This is a genomic window from Sagittula sp. P11, assembly GCF_002814095.1.
GTDB lineage: Bacteria > Pseudomonadota > Alphaproteobacteria > Rhodobacterales > Rhodobacteraceae > Sagittula.
In genome coordinates this window covers 44,936-62,840 of sequence record NZ_CP021917.1, presented here as the reverse complement: position 1 = coordinate 62,840, position 17,905 = coordinate 44,936, and the positions used below count along the sequence as shown (strand labels likewise).

General features: G+C 68.0%; 18 protein-coding genes. 12 read left to right on the top strand and 6 right to left on the bottom strand.

The features are described from left to right. Positions 1-15 precede the first annotated feature (15 nt). The 8 genes from CDO87_RS25975 (at position 16) to gfa (ending at position 6,652) form a co-directional block, all read left to right on the top strand. Positions 16-972: a MoxR family ATPase gene (locus CDO87_RS25975; RefSeq protein ID WP_100931535.1), complete on the top strand. Its 957-nt coding sequence runs from the start codon at positions 16-18 to the stop codon at positions 970-972. Then, positions 969-1,886 carry a DUF58 domain-containing protein gene (locus CDO87_RS25970; RefSeq protein WP_100931534.1) on the top strand — a complete coding sequence of 306 codons (918 nt, stop codon included), beginning with the start codon at positions 969-971 and terminating at the stop codon, positions 1,884-1,886. Before CDO87_RS25975 ends, CDO87_RS25970 begins: the two co-directional genes overlap by 4 nt. Next, positions 1,883-2,242, top strand: a complete 360-nt coding sequence (locus tag CDO87_RS25965; protein WP_100931533.1) for a hypothetical protein — start codon at positions 1,883-1,885, stop codon at positions 2,240-2,242. Before CDO87_RS25970 ends, CDO87_RS25965 begins: the two co-directional genes overlap by 4 nt. Beyond that, positions 2,235-3,200 carry a VWA domain-containing protein gene (locus tag CDO87_RS25960; RefSeq protein ID WP_100931532.1) on the top strand — a complete coding sequence of 322 codons (966 nt, stop codon included), beginning with the start codon at positions 2,235-2,237 and terminating at the stop codon, positions 3,198-3,200. The genes CDO87_RS25965 and CDO87_RS25960 overlap by 8 nt, the downstream gene beginning before the upstream one ends. Further along, the gene (locus tag CDO87_RS25955; protein WP_100931531.1) at positions 3,197-4,093 is read left to right on the top strand and encodes a VWA domain-containing protein; all 897 of its coding nucleotides are present in this window, start codon (positions 3,197-3,199) and stop codon (positions 4,091-4,093) included. Before CDO87_RS25960 ends, CDO87_RS25955 begins: the two co-directional genes overlap by 4 nt. Further along, the gene (locus tag CDO87_RS25950; protein ID WP_100931530.1) at positions 4,090-4,767 is read left to right on the top strand and encodes a hypothetical protein; all 678 of its coding nucleotides are present in this window, start codon (positions 4,090-4,092) and stop codon (positions 4,765-4,767) included. Before CDO87_RS25955 ends, CDO87_RS25950 begins: the two co-directional genes overlap by 4 nt. Further along, a complete protein-coding gene (locus CDO87_RS25945; protein ID WP_100931529.1) occupies positions 4,764-5,939 on the top strand; it encodes a BatD family protein in 1,176 nt (391 codons plus the stop codon). Before CDO87_RS25950 ends, CDO87_RS25945 begins: the two co-directional genes overlap by 4 nt. Before the next feature lie 107 nt (positions 5,940-6,046). Next, positions 6,047-6,652, top strand: coding sequence for an S-(hydroxymethyl)glutathione synthase (gene gfa, locus CDO87_RS25940; protein WP_100931572.1), 606 nt, complete (start codon positions 6,047-6,049; stop codon positions 6,650-6,652). A 25-nt stretch (positions 6,653-6,677) separates the two neighbouring features. Here the strand turns inward: gfa and CDO87_RS25935 are convergent, their stop codons facing one another. Both CDO87_RS25935 and CDO87_RS25930 read right to left on the bottom strand, forming a co-directional pair. Then, positions 6,678-7,748 (bottom strand): ParB/RepB/Spo0J family partition protein, encoded by a 1,071-nt coding sequence (locus CDO87_RS25935; RefSeq protein WP_100931528.1) that lies wholly within the window; start codon positions 7,746-7,748, stop codon positions 6,678-6,680. Next, positions 7,748-9,160 (bottom strand): AAA family ATPase, encoded by a 1,413-nt coding sequence (locus CDO87_RS25930; protein WP_100931527.1) that lies wholly within the window; start codon positions 9,158-9,160, stop codon positions 7,748-7,750. Before CDO87_RS25930 ends, CDO87_RS25935 begins: the two co-directional genes overlap by 1 nt. A gap of 608 nt (positions 9,161-9,768) precedes the next feature. Here CDO87_RS25930 and CDO87_RS25925 point away from each other — a divergent pair. After that, positions 9,769-10,986 (top strand): replication initiation protein, encoded by a 1,218-nt coding sequence (locus CDO87_RS25925; RefSeq protein WP_100931526.1) that lies wholly within the window; start codon positions 9,769-9,771, stop codon positions 10,984-10,986. A gap of 45 nt (positions 10,987-11,031) precedes the next feature. On the opposite strand, the gene CDO87_RS25920 is transcribed toward CDO87_RS25925, so the two are convergent. Next, positions 11,032-13,068, bottom strand: a complete 2,037-nt coding sequence (locus tag CDO87_RS25920; RefSeq protein WP_100931525.1) for an NADH:flavin oxidoreductase — start codon at positions 13,066-13,068, stop codon at positions 11,032-11,034. A 116-nt stretch (positions 13,069-13,184) separates the two neighbouring features. On the opposite strand from CDO87_RS25920, the gene CDO87_RS25915 reads away from it, so the two are divergent. Then, positions 13,185-13,823, top strand: a complete 639-nt coding sequence (locus CDO87_RS25915; RefSeq protein ID WP_100931524.1) for a TetR/AcrR family transcriptional regulator — start codon at positions 13,185-13,187, stop codon at positions 13,821-13,823. Here the strand turns inward: CDO87_RS25915 and CDO87_RS25910 are convergent. The 3 genes from CDO87_RS25910 to CDO87_RS25900 are packed head-to-tail and all read right to left on the bottom strand — an operon-like array spanning position 13,812 to position 15,404. After that, positions 13,812-14,222: a type II toxin-antitoxin system VapC family toxin gene (locus CDO87_RS25910; protein WP_100931523.1), complete on the bottom strand. Its 411-nt coding sequence runs from the start codon at positions 14,220-14,222 to the stop codon at positions 13,812-13,814. The genes CDO87_RS25915 and CDO87_RS25910 overlap by 12 nt on opposite strands. After that, the gene (locus CDO87_RS25905; protein ID WP_100931522.1) at positions 14,219-14,470 is read right to left on the bottom strand and encodes a type II toxin-antitoxin system Phd/YefM family antitoxin; all 252 of its coding nucleotides are present in this window, start codon (positions 14,468-14,470) and stop codon (positions 14,219-14,221) included. The genes CDO87_RS25910 and CDO87_RS25905 overlap by 4 nt, the downstream gene beginning before the upstream one ends. Before the next feature lie 52 nt (positions 14,471-14,522). After that, a complete protein-coding gene (locus CDO87_RS25900) occupies positions 14,523-15,404 on the bottom strand; it encodes a LysR family transcriptional regulator (RefSeq protein ID WP_100931521.1) in 882 nt (293 codons plus the stop codon). Between the two features lie 147 nt (positions 15,405-15,551). Here CDO87_RS25900 and CDO87_RS25895 point away from each other — a divergent pair, with 147 nt between their 5' ends. Continuing rightward, positions 15,552-16,784 (top strand): aromatic ring-hydroxylating dioxygenase subunit alpha, encoded by a 1,233-nt coding sequence (locus tag CDO87_RS25895; protein WP_100931520.1) that lies wholly within the window; start codon positions 15,552-15,554, stop codon positions 16,782-16,784. Between the two features lie 4 nt (positions 16,785-16,788). Beyond that, positions 16,789-17,853, top strand: a complete 1,065-nt coding sequence (locus CDO87_RS25890) for a hybrid-cluster NAD(P)-dependent oxidoreductase (protein ID WP_100931519.1) — start codon at positions 16,789-16,791, stop codon at positions 17,851-17,853. The last annotated feature ends 52 nt before the right edge of the window (positions 17,854-17,905 follow it).

The following is a 17,905-nucleotide window of genomic DNA, read 5'->3' as shown; positions in this document are numbered from 1 at the left end:
GGTCAGGGAGGATACATGGACGTGAAAACCGCAGGCCCGGCCGGGGCCATGCGCAGCCTCCGGGACCACCTGGGCCAGGGGCTGGTCGGACACGAGGCGCTGGTGGAGCGGCTGCTGGTCGCGCTCCTCAGCGGCGGTCACGTGCTGGTCGAAGGCCCCCCCGGCCTCGCCAAGACCCGCGCCGTCAAATGGCTCGCGCAGGCGACGGAGGGCAGCTTTGCCCGCATCCAGTGCACGCCGGACCTCATGCCCTCCGACCTCACCGGCACCCCGGTCTTCCGCCCGCAGACCGGCAGCTTCGAGTTCGTGAAAGGCCCGGTCTTCCACAACCTCGTGCTGGTGGACGAGATCAACCGCGCACCGCCCAAGGTGCAGTCCGCCCTGCTCGAGGCGATGGCCGAACGGCAGGTCACGGCGGGCTCCGACACCTGGCCCCTGCCCTCCCCCTTCCTCGTCGTCGCCACCCAGAACCCCATCGAGCACGACGGCACCTTCCCCCTGCCCGAGGCACAACTGGACCGCTTCCTGCTGCACATCGTCCTCTCGCTGCCCGGCGCCGAAACCGAACGGCAGATCCTCGACCTCGTCGAAGCCGAACAGCACGCACCCGCAAAGACCGTTCAGGCCGTGCCGCTCGCCGAGCTGCAGGAGGCGCAAAAGACCGCCATGGCCGTGCACCTCTCGCCCGAGCTGCGCGACTACATCGTCCGTCTGGTCATGGCGACGCGCGAAGGCCCGCAGGCCGCGGACGTGGAACACGCCGTCTCGCCGCGCGGGTCGCTCGCGCTGGCCTCCGCCGCCAAGGCGCGCGCCTACCTGCGCGGCCGCGACTACGCCCTGCCCGAGGACGTGGAGGCGCTGGCCCCCGACGCACTGGCGCACCGCATGGTCCTGACATGGCGCGCCGTGGCCGAGGGCCGCAAACCCCGGGACGTGGTCGCCGCCATCCTCACGGAGGTCGAAGCATTGTGAGCGCCGCCGCCGCGAGCCCCCTGCCCGACACGCCCGGGGTGACGCTTTCCCCGGACGGGCTGATCGCGCTCCGTCAGGTGACGCTGAAGGCAAGGGGAGAGCCAGCGCTCGCCAACCTGCCCGGCGGTTTCGCGACCCGCCGCAAGGGCCACGGGCAGGAGGTCGCAGACGTGCGCCAGTACGTGGCGGGCGACGACATCCGGCACCTCGACCGGGGCACCACCGCCCGCACCGGCGAGCTGCACGTCCGCCAGTTCCAGGAGGAACGCGACCGCATCACCATCCTCGTGGCGGACTTCCGGCCCTCCATGCTCTGGGGGATCACCCGCGCCTTCCGCTCCGTCGCCGCGGCCGAGGCGCTGGCCCTGATCGGCTGGCAGGCAGTGGAGGACGGCGGGCGCACCGGCCTTCTGGCGATCACCTCCGGCCCGCCGGTCATCGTGCCGCCAAGGGGGCGCGCACGCGGGATGCTCGACGTGATCGGCGGCATGGTCCGCGCCCACCGCGCCGCTCTGCAGGGCGCGATGGACGGCGACACCGCCGACCCGCCGCTGGCCGGGCCGCTGTCGCGCGCCGAACGCATCGCGCCGCGCGGCGCCGAACTGATCATCGCGTCCGGCTTCGACACACCGGGCGACGGCTTCGGCGAGGTACTCTCGCGCCTCGACCGCGACCGCGTGCCCCGGCTCATGGCGATCACCGATGCCGACGGCACCCGCCTGCCCCGCGGCGATTACCCCGTGCGCCTCTCCGATGGCCGCCACATACGCATCGCGCTGGACGGCACCGGGGCCGAAGCACCCGACCTGCTCGACATCGAGGGCTTCCGCGCGCTCAGGGTCGATGCCGGCCAAAGTGTCGAAGACATGGCCCGCCGTCTCGCCGCCGCCTTCCCGCCGGACCGCGCCCCATGACCGGAGAGGCGATCACAGAGGAGACGCTGCAGGCCAGCCTCCACGACATCCGCCTGCCGTCAGAGGCACCGGGAGGTTTCGCCGCCGAACTTGCCGCGACGCTGGCGCTGGCCTGCCTCGGCGCGCTGATGCTGGGCGCGGGGATGCGGCTGGCCACGGTGCGCGCGCGGCCGCCCGACCCGCAATACGACCTCGCCCGCATCGCCACGTTGCCTGACGACGCCCGCCGCGTCGCACTTCTGACCCTGCTGAAGACCCACGCCCCCGACCGGTTCGAGGCGCTGAAACAGTCTCTGTACCGCCCTGAACCGCTCGACCTGGCAGAGCTTCAGGCAGAGGTGGCGCGCCATGTTTGAACTGGCCACCCCCCTCGCGCTCCTGCTCCTGCCGCTGCCCTGGCTGGCCGCGCGGCTCCTGCCCCCGGCACAGGCCCGGGGCGCGGCTTTGGCCGTGCCCGACCGCATCGGCGCGGCGCTCCTGACGGCGGGCGGGCGCAGCGGGTCGGCCACGCTGGAACGCGCGCAACGGCTTCTGCCATGGGCGGCCTGGGCGCTCTTTGTCGTGGCCCTCAGCGGGCCGCGCACGCTCGAACCCGTCCCGGCGCTGCGCGTGTCTGGCCGCGACCTCGCCATCGCGCTCGACCTTTCCGGCTCCATGGTGCGCGACGACTTCTACCTCGACGGCCAGCCCATCACCCGGCTGGAGGCCGTCACCACCGTGGGCGCCGAATTCGCCCGCCGCCGCGCGGGCGACCGCGTCGCGCTGATCGTCTTCGGGTCAGAGGCCTATTACGCCGCGCCCTTCACCTTCGACACCGAAGCCGTCGCCCGCCGGATCGAGGAGGCGACCATCGGCATCTCGGGCCGCGCCACCAACATCTCCGACGCGCTCGGCCTCGCCCTCAAGCGCATGGCCGCGTCCGATGCCGAAACCCGCGTGGTGATCCTGCTTTCGGACGGGGCGAACAACGCGGGTGCCACCAACCCGCGCGGCGTGGCGCAACTGGCGGCGCAGATGGGCGTCCGCGTCCACACCATCGCCATGGGGCCGAAGTCCGTCGACGAGGCGGAGGAAGGCGAACGCGGCGTGGTCGATGCCGAAACCCTCGCCGCTATCTCCAAGGTGTCGGGCGGCGAGACCTTCCGCGTCCGCACCACCGAAGACCTGATCGCCGTGACCGAGGCGCTCGACCGGCTGGAAGCCACGGACAGCGACGGCCTCGCCGCCGAGGTCTTCCGCGAGCACTGGATCTGGCCCGCGTCTCTGGCGGTGATCCTCTGCCTCTGGCTGGGCTGGCGGGAGGCGCGCGGATGACGCCTCATGTGACCCTGTTACGCCCCGAATGGCTGCTTCTGCTGCCGCTTCTGGCCGCACTCGGCTGGTGGCTCTACCGCCGCCGCGGGCAGCTTGGCGGCTGGGAACGGGCGGCCAACCCGGCGCTCCTGCAGGCGCTTGCGGCGCTCGGGCGGGTCAGCCACAGCCGGGGCGGCACCGGCCTGACCGCCGCGCTCATCGCCGCCGCTTTCGGCATCCTCGCCCTCTCCGGCCCCGCGCAGGAGCGGCGCGATGCCGTTTCCTTCCGCAATCTCGACGGCGCCGTCTTCGTCATCGACGCCTCGCCCAGCGTCACCGGCTCCGACCGCTGGCCGCAGCTTCAGACCATGGGCCGCTTCGGCATCTCGGCGCTTGGCACACGGCCCGGCGGGCTCATTGTCTATGCCGGGGACGCCTATGTCGCCAGCGACCTCACCCGCGACCTGCGGCAACTGGGCCAGACCGTGTCCGTCATCGACGCGGGCACCGTCCCCGACAAGGGCTCCCGTCCCGAGCGCGGCCTGGCGCTTGCCACGCAGATGCTGGAGGACGGGCAGGTGCTGGCGGGCGACGTGGTGCTGTTCACCGACGGCGCCAGCCTCGGACCCGGAACGCTGGCCGAGGCGCAGGCCATCGCCGCCCGCGGTGCGCGCCTCTCGGTCGTCTCCCTGAACGCCCCTTCGGCGGAAACAGAGACGCTTTCGCGCATCGGCAACGGCCGCACCTTCACCCTCGACCAGACCGATGCCTTCGCCCGCTTCCTGTCGGAGGACGCCCGCACCCGGCTGGAGGCGCAGGACTTCCCCCTGCTCTTCCAGCGCGACTTTGGACGTTACCTGCTGGTCCTCGCGCTCCTCCCCCTGCTCCTCCTGTTCCGGAGACGCGCGACATGAGGCTGCTGGCCACGCTCACCGTCCTGCTGACCGTGATCGCCCTCGCGCTGGGGCACGGCAGCGCCGCCTTTGGCCGGGTCTTCATGGCCGCCGGCCTGCCCGGCCTCGCCGCGCTCACCTTCGACAAGCCCGACTGGCAGGGCGCCGCGCTCTACCGCGCCGGGCGGATGGAGGACGCGGCCGATGCCTTTGCGAGGGCGGGCGCGACCTACAACCTCGGCACCGCGCAGGCCCGGCTTGGCCAGTACTCCGAGGCGCTCGAAACCTATGACCTTGTGATCCACGGCGGCGACGCCGACGCCCGCGCCAACTTCGACCTGATCGCCGCCTATTACGCCGGTCTCGGCATCGACCCGGAGGCGCTGTCGCTCTTCGGCAAGCGCCGTCAGGGCGAGACCACCGAGAGCTTCGTCGCCCGGGGCAACGCCCGCGCCGCCGGCACCGGGGACGAGGTCAACAACACCAGCACCATGCTGGGCACCGTGCAGCTCCAGTCCTCCGAACAGGAAAAGGTCCGCCGGATCTTCGACGACCGCTTCATGCTGGCCGACGAACGCTGGCTGTCGCAGCTGACCGACGTGCCGGGCGACTACCTGAAGGCGCGCATCGCCCACGAACGCAAGCGCCGCGAGAAGCTGGGCCTCGCCCCGCCGGAACCGGAGGATCCGCAATGAGACACCTGCTGGTTCTGCTCATGCTCTGGCCGCTGACCCTGCACGCCCAGACCCGCGAGGTCGACCCCGAGGACCTGCAACTGACGGTCAAGGTGCTGGAACAGGCCGAAACCCCCTACGCGCGCGAGATGGTGATGATCCTCATCCGCGGCGTCTACCAGCGCCACATCACCCGCGAGAAGCTGGAACAGCCCGACCTGCCCGGATTCAACTGGACGCAGCTCGGCCCCGACACATGGCGCGAGGAACGCATTCGCGGCCAGAAGGTGAAGGTGCTGGAACGGCGCATGGCGCTTTACCCTGAACGCGCGGGCACGCTGACCATCGGCGCCTTCACCCACAACCTGACCCTGACCGACGAAAACGACAACTGGTTCGAACACGCCATCACGTCCGAGCCCGTCACGATCGAGGTCGCCCCCGCCCCTGCCCTGCCCGACGGCGGCTGGTGGTTCCCGGCGCGGCGCGTCCAGGTCGCCGACAACTGGTCCAACGCGCCCGACCAGCTGACGGCCGGCGAAGGCGTTTTGCGCATTGTTCGGGTCGAAGCGGTGGGCGTCACGCCGGAAATGGTGCCGCCCATGCCGGAACTGACCTCACCCTCCGCCATGATCTTTCCGCACCCCGAAAAGCGGCTGATCGAGCTTTCGCCCGAAGGCCCGGTGACCTACACCTTCTGGCGCTGGACGATCCGGCCCACCAACGACCGCTCCACCATCGTGGAGCCGATCAGCTTCAGCTACTTCGACACCGTCAACCGCGAGATGCGCGAGGTGGTGATCTCGGCCCAGCGGGTCGCCTACGACGAGGCCGCGCTGCCGCCCCCTCCCCCGCCGGAGAACCCCGCCCCCCTGCCCGGCTGGCCCATGGTGCTGGCGGCGCTCGTGGCGCTTGGCGCGGGGCTTGCGTGGATCCTGAAGGGCCAGCGCGCCGACAAGACCGCGCTGCTGCGCCGCCTGCCGCTGCTGGACCCGCAGGTGCGGGCGCTGCGCCGGGCCGCGCGCGCGGGCGATGCTGCAGCCACGCGAAGCGCCGCACGGGCGATCCTGCGCCGCGACGGCGTGACGGGCTCTCACCTGCTCGACGGCTTCGACCGGGCGCATTTCGGGCGCCAGGCAAGGGCCGTCGATCTCAGGGCCTTTGCCTCCGCCCTGCTGCGTGCCCGCACTTAAGACCAAGTGGTGCATTGTCCGAATCCCGCGTCGGGCGCAGCCTTGGCGGAAGCGCACGGCGAAAAGTGCGCTGCAACAGGGAGGAATTGGATTTGGGAATTCTCGACATCTTTTTCAAAAGCGGCGACAGCGCGTCAAGCTCTGCGCCGAAGTACACCCATGTAAAGATTCATCCACAGGTTGATAACGGCATACCGCGCGAAACCGCAGGTTTCTCGGGCGGCACGCTGAAGTGCAAATGCACCACGAACCCCGTGGTGGTGCAGGTTTCGGCCCAGACGGCGCACAACCACGTCTGCGGCTGCACGAAGTGCTGGAAACCCTCCGGCGCCATCTTCAGCCAGATCGCCGTGGTCGGACGCGACAAGGTGAAGGTCACCGAAAACGAGGACAAGCTCGAGATCGTCGACCGCTCTGCCGCGATCCAGCGCCACGCCTGCACCGGCTGCGGCACCCACATGTACGGGCGGATCGAGAACGACGGCCACCCGTTCTACGGCCTCGACTTCGTGCACACGGAGCTCTCGCCCCAGACCGGCTGGGCGGCGCCGACCTTTGCGGCCTTCGTCTCGTCGATCATCGAATCCGGTGTCGATCCGGCCCGCATGGACGAGATCCGCGGCCGCCTGCGCGAGATCGGCCTGACCCCTTACGACTGTCTCTCCCCGCCGCTGATGGATGCCATCGCGACCCACGTCGCGAAGAAGAACTGACACCTGCGGCGACCACGGTCCCGGCTTACCGGCCGGGACCGTCCAGCAGACGTTCGAGCTCCGCCATGGCGACCTCCACCAGTTCGCGGTCCACGTGGCGCCCCTTGATGCGGATATACCATCCGTCGTCGTCGTTGCCGGCCTGAAGGCGCACGCCCGACGACAGGTTTCGCGGCGAAGCCACCTTTTTCGGACGCCCGCCGCGTTTCGGATCGGCCCTGGTCTCGACCTGCTTCAGCGCCTCTTCCAGCACCTGCGCCTCCTCTTCGGCGCTTGTCGTGCGGCTTTCGCTCAGGGCCTGACGCAAAAGGTTCTCGCCCCCCTCGCGCAGCGCCGCCGCCATCCGCAGCCCGTCCTTCTCCTTGATGAGGTCGGGGAACTCCAGCATGTCGCCCAGCTCCTCGAAGATCAGCGCGAAGGACCGGATCTTCGACCGCTTGGCCTTCGACGCCTGCGGGAAAAGCGCGTTGACCGCCTCCTCCGTGTTCACGAAGACCCCCTGCTGCGCCGCGATCACCGCGATGCGCCCGCGCTCGAAGTGGCTGAGCGAGGCGCGGATCTCGTTCTCCTCGATCATCGCCGCAAAGGTGCCGCCCATCGTCTCCGGATCGCGCACCACCGCCTTGATGGAGGCGTATTTCTCGTGTTCGAGGTAGCCGTGTAGCTCCTCCATCGCCAGAAGGCGCCGGTAGCCGGACAAGAGGCCATAGGGCTTCTCGCCCCCCTCCATCCGGAACACCTCGATCGGCAGGCGCAGGCCGCTGCGCAAAATCGAATGCTTCAGCTCGTCCAGCGCCTCCCGGTCGATCACCACCCGGTCGCGCACCAGCGCGCCGCGGTCGATCTGGTCCAGCGGGATCTCCAGCATCACCCGGCCCGAAGCCTCCGCCGCCCGCAACTTCTCCGCGTCGGAACGGTCCTTCGCCGCCGCCTCCCGCTCGGCCGAGCTGCGGGTGTCGTGCATCCCCGCCGCCTCTGCCGCGACCTGCGCGATGGGCGCCGACATCGGCCCGCGCGCCACGTCCCGGCTGACCTCCTCCTCCAGCGCCTGCAGGGCCTCTGCCGTGGGCGCTTCCAGCTTTCTCCGCTTCGCCATTACTCAGCGACCTCCTGCACCGTCCCTGTCTCCGCCTCTGCCATCTGCATGTCCCGCCACCATGTGCCGAGGATGACCTCCTTCACCTCCGCCCAGGTCCGGTCGAAGGTCTCCCGCCCGCGCACGTAGGTGTCGCGGTTGAAGTCGCGGTAATCCGTCTCGTAGATGCCCGAAACCATCTCGCCCGCCTGCCCCACCATGGCCGTCACCTCCTGCCGGTAGGTCGTCATGAAGTCGCCGAAATAGGCCTGGATCACGTTCGCCAGATCGGTCTGCTGGCCCGCGTCGAAGCGCGTCACCAAGGCCCGCACAGCGTCCCATTCAAAGCGCATCTCCGGCAGACCGCCGGACCTCCGCGCCCGGTTCTCGCCTTCCTCGATCGACGCAAACGTCGAATAGATCATGTCGAAGAAGCGCCCGGTCGAGTCGAACTCCAGAAACGACGCCCCGAGCGGCACCAGCAGGATATCCGCCGCAGACAGCGCGTTGATCGTCAGATACCCCAGCGCCGGGGGCGTATCGAGCAGCACGATGTCGTAGTCGTCCAGCATCCCGCCTTCCTCCAGCGCGTTCATCAGCGCGTCCCACAGCGCCCACTGGCGCATCTGCATCCGCCACACCGGCACCTGGAACTCCGCCCAGTAGAGGTTCAGCTGCGCGCCGATCAGGTCGATGTTGGGCCAGTGGGTTTTCTGCACGAGGTTTCGCGGCGAAACCTCTAACGCGGCGGTCAGTGTCTCATCCAATTGGTAAGGAGTCTGCCCCGCGGCCTCCCTCACCCGATTCTCCTCCAGCAGCTTCAGCGCGTAATCCCGCGCCAGCATGGGAAAGACGGTCTGCCATTCGTCCTCCACCTTGCCGCCCATGATCGAGGTCATCGATCCCTGGCTGTCGAGGTCAATGACCAGCACCTTGTAGCCGTCCAGCGCCGCCGACATGGCAAGGTGCGCGCAGGTCGACGTCTTGCCGACGCCGCCCTTGAAGTTCGCCACCGCCACGACCTTTGCGGGCAGTCCCTCCGGCCGCCACGCGCGGTATTCCTTGTCCTTGGCGCCCTCCTCGGCAAAGTGGTCGCGCAGGGTCAGGATCTCTTCCAGCGTGAACCACTTCGATCCCCCCTCCCCTTCGCCCTGCGGCAGCTCCGGGTTCTGGCGCAGCACGCGCCGCAGGTGCGCGGGGTTCACCGGGATCAGGTACTTGCACACCTCCCAGGTCGAGAACTTCCTCAGCCGCTTCGCCCCGTCCGGCGCATAGCCGCGCTTGGCCAGATCGTCCCGCCCCCGCATGGCAAAGGCCGCTGCCTTGGCGAACCGCGCGGTGTCGATGGGCTTCGACAGCTTGCTTGCGGCCGCTTCCGGGTCGATGTTGAAATAGGGGGGCAGGTCCGGCTTTGCCGTCGGTTTCTGTGCCATGTCGCCTCATCATGTTCGCTGTTTGCCGCGATATCATGGAAACTATGGCACATGATCGGGCGCGAGTGAATCATCTTCGCGGCGAAACCGTCTCTATCAAACCAGAAAATGAACCGGACACGAACGGTGTTTGAGAATCTTTCTGGATTTTTAGAATCTTTACGGCAGGATTTTCCGTTACATGTCAGCGAGATACCCGTGGAAAGGTGCCCGCCTTCGGGTTCAGCGGCATCCGTCTGCGGTGTTTGAGGTACCTGTTTCCGGGATCAAGGGCTCCGATTCGCGGTACGTCTGTGGATAACCCGCGGTTTGCGTCGGTTTTCCGCCGTAACAGAGCCTGTATGCCCGCAGATGATTCGGAAAGCGACTCCGGTTGGTGCCCGGCTCTCCCGTAGACGGATACCTTTCGCGGGCACCTGTTCGCAAGGGAACCCGTTTACGGGACAGCCCTCGGCCCGCCTCATAGGTGCCAGCGCGCCACTTGTCAGCGGATACCTTTTCCCGGACAATGACCGCCAACCGGGGCCGACTCGCGGTTCGCCGCGAAACCGTCGCGATCCCGGACAAGGCAAGGGCAGCACGCCGCATCCCGGCGGTCAGAGGGCGACATGGACGAGATTCCCCGCGAACAGTTGAACGGCCCGCTCCGGCGCGGCTCGGTGAAGAAGCACGTTGCGGCGATCCACGTCTCCGGCAAACTGACCCTGTTGCAGCGCAAGCTGTCCAACGTGCTGCTGCTGAACGCCTACGACACGCTGACCTCGCAGAACCGCCACCAGATCGACGCGCGCACGCTCTGCCTGATGATCGGCTACAATTCGAACGACATGGAGACGCTGAAGGCTTCGCTCCGCGGCCTGGCGGAAACCGTGGCCGAATGGGACATGCTGGACGAGAAGGGCCAGCAGGAATGGGGGGTATCGGCGCTGCTCAGCTACGCCAAGCTGTCGGGCGGGGTCTGCGAATACGCCTACTCCCCTGCCCTCGCCGAAAAGCTGCACGACCCGAAGGTCTTTGCCCTCATCAACCTCAACATCCAGCGGCGCTTCACCTCCGGCCATGCTCTGGCGCTGTACGAGAACTGCTATCGGTTCGTGCGCACCGGCTCGACCGGCTGGTGGTCGCTCGACCTGTTCCGCCGCCTGATGGGCGTGGCCGACAGTCCCTATTACGAGGTCTACAAGCACCTCAACGCCAAGATCATCAAGCCGGCGGTGGCCGAGGTGAACAAGACCTCGAACATCGTGGTGACGCCCGAGGTGAAGAAGATGGGCCGGCAGGTGACCGACATCCGCTTCCGCATCGCCGAGAACCCGCAGCTTTCCATCCTCGACCTCGACGACGGCGAGGGGCTGCGCAAGTCCGAGGTCTATCCCCGCCTGCGCGCGCTTGGCGTCTCCGACCGGCTGGCGCGGCAGTGGATGGCCGAACATGGTGAAGATGCGGTTAAGGCAAAGCTCGATTACGTGGCCGGGCAGGGCGGTGTGAAAAACCCTGTGGGCTATCTGACCGCCGCCCTGAAAAACGACTACGAAACGGGGGGAGGTTTCGCCGCGAAACCCTCGGGCCCGGGTGGAGGAGGTTTCGCCGCGAAACCTGCCACCTCGCGCGGCCGCCGCCTTGCCCGTATCCAGGAACTCGCCGCCGCCCGCAAACCCACCCAGAGGGACGCCGACAGACGCCTGTTCATGGCCCGTCTGGACGGCGCGCTGAGGGACGATTTCGAGCGGCACGGCTGGATGTCCGCCCTGAACGCCGAGGCGATCCTGGCCTTCTGGGAAGAGCTCTCGCCCGGCGCCTTCGACGACCTCGACGACGCGGGCTGATTGGACAAGGGGGAGGTTTCGCCGCGAAACCTCCCCTCTTTTTTCTCAGACCACCTTCACCAGCCGCAGCGCGTCATAGATCGCCGCGTGGGTGTTGCGGGAGGCCACCGCATCCCCGATCCGGAACAGCTGGTAGGCGCCCTCGGGGTTGCGGACCACGGTCTGCGGATCGCCCGCGACAAGCGCCTCGTAATCCACCTCGCCCAGGTTGGAGGAACCGTCCCGCAGGTCGAAATAGAGGTCGTCCAGTGGCCGGGTGCCGTGGTTCACCACGACCTGATCCACCTGCCGCTCCTGCGTGACGCCGCCGTAATCGCTGCCGATCTGCGCGATCAGCCGGTTGCCGTCCCGCCGCACCGCGTCCAGCTTCCAGGTCACGGTGAAGGTGACGTCGCGCTTCTGGAGCTCGCGCAGCGACGGGGTCAGGGACATGGCCATCACCTCCGGAGAGATGTTGCGGTCGCGGGTCATGATCTCGACCCGGGCGCCGGTGGCGGCGATCTTCTCGGCGGCCTGAAGGGCGGCGTAGTCCCCGGCGTCGTCGTAGATCAGGACGTTCTCGCCGGGGGTCGCATCGCCCGAAAGGATGTCCCAGGCCGAGACGACAAGCGCGTTGCCCTCCGCCAAGACCTCCGTGTGGGGCAGGCCGCCGGTGGCGACGATCACCACGTCGGGGTTGTCCGCCTGCACCGTCTCCGCGTCGGCGAAGCTGTTGAAGCGGAAGGTCACGCCCATCCGTTCGCATTCCGAAAACCGCCACTGGATGATCTGGATCATCTCGGCCCGGCGCGGGGTCTGGGCCGTCAGGCGGACCTGCCCGCCGGGGTCGTTGGCGGCCTCGTGCACGATGACCTCATGCCCGCGGGCGGCGGCGACGCGGGCGGCCTCCAGCCCGGCCGGACCGGCACCGATCACCACCACGCGGCGGCGGGTGTCGGCCTGCGGGACCTCCTGCGGCTGTTCCAGCTCGCGGCCCGTGGCGGGGTTGTGCAGGCACAGGGCCATGCCGCCCTGGTAGATGCGGTCGAGGCAGTAGTTCGCGCCGACACAGGGACGGATTCGGTCCTCTTCGCCGCGCAGGATCTTGGCCACGATATGCGGGTCGGCCATGTGGGCGCGGGTCATGCCGACCATGTCCAGCTTGCCGCTGGCGATGGCGTGGCGGGCGGTGGCGACGTCCTGAATCTTGGCCGCGTGGAACACCGGCACGCCGGTTTCGCGGCGAACCTCTCCGGCGAAATCGAGGTGCGGCGCGCTGCGCATGCCCTGCACCGGGATCACGTCCGTCAGGCCCGCGTCGGTGTCGATATGGCCCTTGATCACGTTCAGGAAGTCGACCATGCCGCAGTCCTTCAGGCGGCGCGAGATCTCGAGCCCGTCCTCCTTCGTCAGGCCGCCCGGCAGGTCCTCGTCCCCGGTGTAGCGCACGCCGACGATGAAGTCGGGGCCGCAGCGTTTTCGGATCTCGGACAGGATGTCGAAGGTGAAGCGCAGTCGGTTGTCGAGGCTGCCGCCGTAGGGTCCGTCGAGGTCGTTGGTCAGCGGCGACCAGAACTGGTCCATCAGGTGGCCGTAGGCCTGAAGCTCGATCCCGTCGAGGCCCGCCGCCTGCATCCGTTCGGCGGCATCGGCGTAGTCCCGGATGATACGGGCGATGTCCCAGTCCTCGGTCTTCTTGGGGAAGGCCTTGTGGGAGGGTTCGCGCTCGTGCCCCGGTGAGACGACCGGCAGCCAGTCGGCCTTGTCCCAGCGGGTGCGGCGGCCAAGGTGGGTGAGCTGGATCATCACTGCGCAACCGTGGTCGTGGCATTCGTCGGTCAGCTTCTTCATCCAGCCGACGACCTCGTCCTTCCAGGCCAGGATGTTGTTGAAGACCGGCGGGCTGTCGCGGGCGACAGAGGCGGAACCGGCGGTCATCGTCAGGGCGACACCGGCCCGGGCGCGTTCCACGTGATAGGCCCGGTAACGATCCTTGGGCATGCCGTCCTCGGGGTAGGCCGGTTCATGGCTGGTGATCATCAGGCGGTTTTTCAGGGTCAGATGCTTGAGCTGGTAGGGCTGGAAAAGCGGATCGTTGGACATGGGCGGTCTCCCTCTCTGACGCAGCGATTCCATAAAATGTGCACTTGTGTCAAGTTTGTCGTCATCGCTGTCCATTTCCGGTTGCGGCAGGTGGGGCAGGGGGCTAGTTTCGCGCCATGGATGAGGGTGCGGATCAGAAGGGGTGGCGCGGATCGCGCGAGGTCTGGCTGGAGGCGGCCAAGGCCGCGTTCCTCGACAGCGGCGTGGACGCGGTGAAGGTGCAGCCCCTGGGCGCCGCACTCGGGCTGTCGCGGACCAGCTTCTACTGGTTCTTCAAGGACCGCGCCGCGCTGCTGGAGGCATTGCTGGCGCTCTGGGAAGAGACCAACACCCATGCCCTGACAGAGGCGAGTTCCGCCTATGCAGAGACGATTTCCGAGGCGGTTCTGAACCTTCTGAGCGTGTTTCTTGACGAAACCCGGTTCCAGCCGCGGTTCGACATGGCGGTCAGGGGGTGGGCGCACAAATCCGACGCGGTGACGGCGCGCGTGGCAGAGGCCGACGCGACACGGCTTGAGGCGATCCGCGCCATGTTCCAGCGGTTCGGCTTCGACGCGGCAGAGGCCGACGTTCGGGCGCGGACCGTCTACCTCGTGCAGATCGGCTATATCTCGATGCAGGTGCGCGAGACGCTGGAAGAGCGGCTGACCCGCGTTCCGGCCTATGTGAAGACCTACTGCGGGCAGGCGCCTTCGAACCGCGAAATGGCGCGGTTCCGGGCGGGTCTGGGTCTGGATGCGGGGCTAGAGGCCTAGCGGGTCCAGCAGCCGCGCGCCGGTGGGCGCGAAATCGGCGGTGTTGCGGGTGACGACGGTGGCGTCGCGGTTCAGCGCCTGTGCTGCGATCATCAGGTCGGCGCCGGGATGGCCCAGCCTGGCCGACAGGCGGCCCCAGCGGCGGGCGTCCTCGGCGGTGAAGTCGAGCAGCCGGTCGGAGAAGAGCCGCAGGATGCCGTCCATCCAATGCCGCAGGTCGCGGGCGAAGGGCGGGTTCTTCGGCTCCTGCAGGGCGATGCCGCGCTCGATCTCTCCTATGGTGACGACGCTGAGGAACAGCGTGGCCTCGTCCTGTGCGGTCAGCCAGCGGGAGAGGTCCGGCGCGCGTTCGGCCCGTCGCGCGGCAGAGATGATGTTGGTGTCGAGGATGTGGATCACAGCTCGACGTCGCGGGGCACGGCGCTGGCGCGGGGCAGGGGGGTGTCGCCGGGGTCGGGCATGGCCATCAGGTGATCGGCAAAGCGGCCGCGGCTGGCCTGTGCGGCGTGCACCAGCCTTGCGTATTCCTCGGCGGAGACGACGACCACCGCGGGTTTGCCCCGGCGCGACACGGCCTGCGGATGACCGGCAAGCGCGGCCTCCACCACCGCGCTGAAGCGGTTCTTGGCGTCCTGAAGCGAAAGCATGGCGGGTCTCCTGTCCAGCTAACTGGACAGATAGGCGTTTTCGATGGCCAAATCAAGGCGCGCGCTGCGCGGCGACCAGCCAGTCGCGGAAGATCCGGGCCTGGGCGGAGGCGCGCGGATGGGTGCGCAGGTGGAAGACATGGGGGGAGGGCATGCGTTCCGGCATGAGGAGGGTCAGGTCCCCGTTGTCGAGCAGCGGCCCGATGAGGCCCGTCCAGCCCAGCACCGCGCCCGCCCCGTCGCGCGCCATCTGGAGCGCGATCATGTGGTTGTTGACCGCGATGCGGCGGCCGGAGGGCGCGTCGTGGCCGAAGTGGGCGAACCATTCCGCCCAGGTGGTCCAGTCGTTGTCCTCGCTCACCACGTGGATCAGCGGCACGCGGCGCAGCGCGTCGAGCGTGCCGGCGCCATGGGTCGCGGCAAAGCGGGGGGAGCCGACCGCCACGATGTCGTCGTGAAAGAGGATGTGGCCCGCGCCGTCGCCGGGCAGGGCGGCGTAGTGGATCGAGAGGTCGGTCTGCGCGTTGGAGGCGCCGTCGCTGACGATCTGGCTGACCACGATGTCGGGCTGGTCCTGCCAGAAGGCGGTGATCTGCGGGGTCAGCCAGAAAGCGCTGACGGCGGTGGTGGCCTGGATGGTGACATCCTCGGTGCTTTCGGCGGTGCGGACGGTGGCGATCGCGTCAGAGATCCCCTCGAACCCGCGCTGGAGGGCGACGAAGAGGTAGGCGCCGCTTTCGGTCAGGTCGACGCCGCGGTGCTGGCGGCGGAAGAGGGCGGTGCCGAGCTCGGATTCGAGGGCCTTGATCTGGTGAGAGACGGCGGCGGGGGTCACGTTCAGCTCGGCCGCGGTTTTCTTGAAGCTGAGATTCCGGGCGGCTGCCTCGAAACAGACCAGCGACGTGAGCGAGGGAAGGTCGTAGGGGCGGGTCATCGGTCGCTTTCGGAGGCGTGGATGTCGGAAAGGGGACAGGTGAATTCAGATAACCTTAGTTGAGAATTATTGTTATTGAAAGGCGGGTAATTGCGGCGCAATGCCTCAAAGGAACTAACCCCATCCTGCGCCTTCGGAGGCTGCTCCATGACCGATTCCCTTTCCGACCTGCTGGCCCGCCGCGTTCCCGGCCATTCGCTGGAACGGCCCTTCTACACCGACCCGGAGATCTACCAGCGCGACCTGGAGACGATCTGGTACCGCGAGTGGCTGTTCGCGATTCCCGTGGCGCAGCTGGTGAAGACCGGCGCCTATGCCCGCATCCGCATCGGGGCGTACAACGTCATCCTCGTGAAGGGGGCCGACGGGGTGATCCGCGGCTTCCACAACTCGTGCCGTCACCGCGGGTCGGTGATCTGCCAGAAGGCGGAAGGCACGGTCGCGAAGCTGACCTGCCCCTACCACCAGTGGACCTACGACCTGGACGGCCGGCTGATCTGGGCGCGCGACATGGGCGCCGACTTCGACCCGTCGAAGTACAACCTCAAGACCATCCACGTCCGGGAACTGGCCGGGCTGATTTACATCTGCCTCGCCGACGAGGCGCCGGACTTCGACGCCTTTGCCGAACTTGCGCGGCCCTACCTCGAGGTGCACGACCTGAACCGCGCGAAGGTGGCTTACCAGTCGACCATCGTCGAGAAGGGCAACTGGAAGCTCGTCTGGGAGAACAACCGAGAGTGCTATCACTGCGCGGGCACCCACCCGGCGCTGTCGCGGTCCTTCCCGCTGGACCCGGCGGTGGCGGGGGTGTCGGCGGACGGCTCCGTCCCGGCGCGGCTGCAGGCGCATTTCGACAAGTGCGAGGCGGCGGGCGCGCCGTCGAAGTTCGCCATGGCGGGCTTTGCCGGGCAATACCGCCTTGCGCGTATGCCGCTGGAAGAGAAGGCGCTGTCCTACACGATGGACCTGAAACCGGCATCCAAGCGTCCGCTGGGCCGTGTGACGGTGCCGGATGCGGGCACGCTGCTGAAGTTCCACTACCCGTCGACATGGAACCACTTCCTGCCCGACATCTCGCTGACCTTCCGCGTCACCCCCATCGGCCCGCAGGAAACAGAGGTCACCACCACATGGCTGGTGGACAAGGACGCGGTGGAAGGCGTCGATTACGACCTGAACCGCCTGACCGAGGTCTGGGTCGCCACCAACGACGAGGACCGCCGCATCGTCGAGGACAACCAGCTGGGTATCAACTCTCCGGCCTATGTCCCCGGCCCCTACAGCCCGATCATGGAAGACGGGGTTGAGCAGTTCGTGGACTGGTACGTGAAGACCATGCTGCGCGCGATGGGTCCGCAATCCGTGGCGGCGGAATAAGCCGATGACCGCGATGACCCCGACGCTGGCCTTCTGGTCGGACGACGAGCCGCTGGAGTGCGTGTCGTTCCTGCCGGAAGCGCCGAACACCGTCACCTTCACCTTCCAGGCGCCGTCGGGCGCGCTGTTCCGGTTCAAGCCGGGCCAGTTCGTCACGCTTGAGCTGCCGGTGCCCGGCGGGCCGCTGCACCGGACCTACACGATTTCCTCGTCGCCTTCGCGCCCGACCTCGCTGACCGTCACGGTCAAGGCGCAGGACGGGTCGCTGGGCACGCGCTGGATGCTGGATCACCTGCGCCCCGGCGTGCGGCTGAAGGCGATCGGGCCGGCCGGGCAGTTCTCGTTCATGAACCACCCGGCGGAAAAGTACCTGTTCATCTCGGCGGGATCGGGCATCACGCCGATGGTCTCGATGACGACCTACATGTACGACGCGGGCCGCGAGCCGGACATCGTGTTCATCAACTGCGCCCGGCTGCCGTCCGAGATCATCTTCCGCCAGCGGATGGAGATGATGGCCTCCCGCCTGCCGGGGATCGAACTGGCATGGGTGGTGGACAAGGCCGACCCCTACCGCCCGTGGACCGGCTATCGCGGGCCGTTCAACCAGCTTCTGCTGGGCCTCGCCGCGCCGGATTACCTTGACCGCGAGGTGTTCTGCTGCGGGCCGGAGCCGTTCATGACCGCCGTGCGAGAGGCGCTTCAGGGCCTCGGCTACGACATGGACCGTTACCACCAGGAAAGCTTTTCCGCCCCGGTCGGCGAGACCGGCGAATACGACGAGGGCGTGACGCTGGACGAAGAGGCCAAGGCCGAAGTCACCTTCGCCCTGTCCGGCAAGACGGTCGAATGCTCGGAGACGGAGACGCTTCTGTCCGTCGCACGGCAGGCCGGCCTCGCGATCCCGTCGGGCTGCACCTTCGGTGTCTGCGGCACCTGCAAGGTCAAGAAGACCGAAGGGCAGGTGCACATGGTGCACAACGGCGGCATCACCGACGAGGATATCGAGGACGGCTATATCCTTGCCTGCTGCTCGAACCCCATCGGCAAGGTCGCCATCGAGGCCTGAAGGTTCCCCTTGCGGAAACGGCAAACGCCCGGGCTGGTCTGGCCCGGGCGTT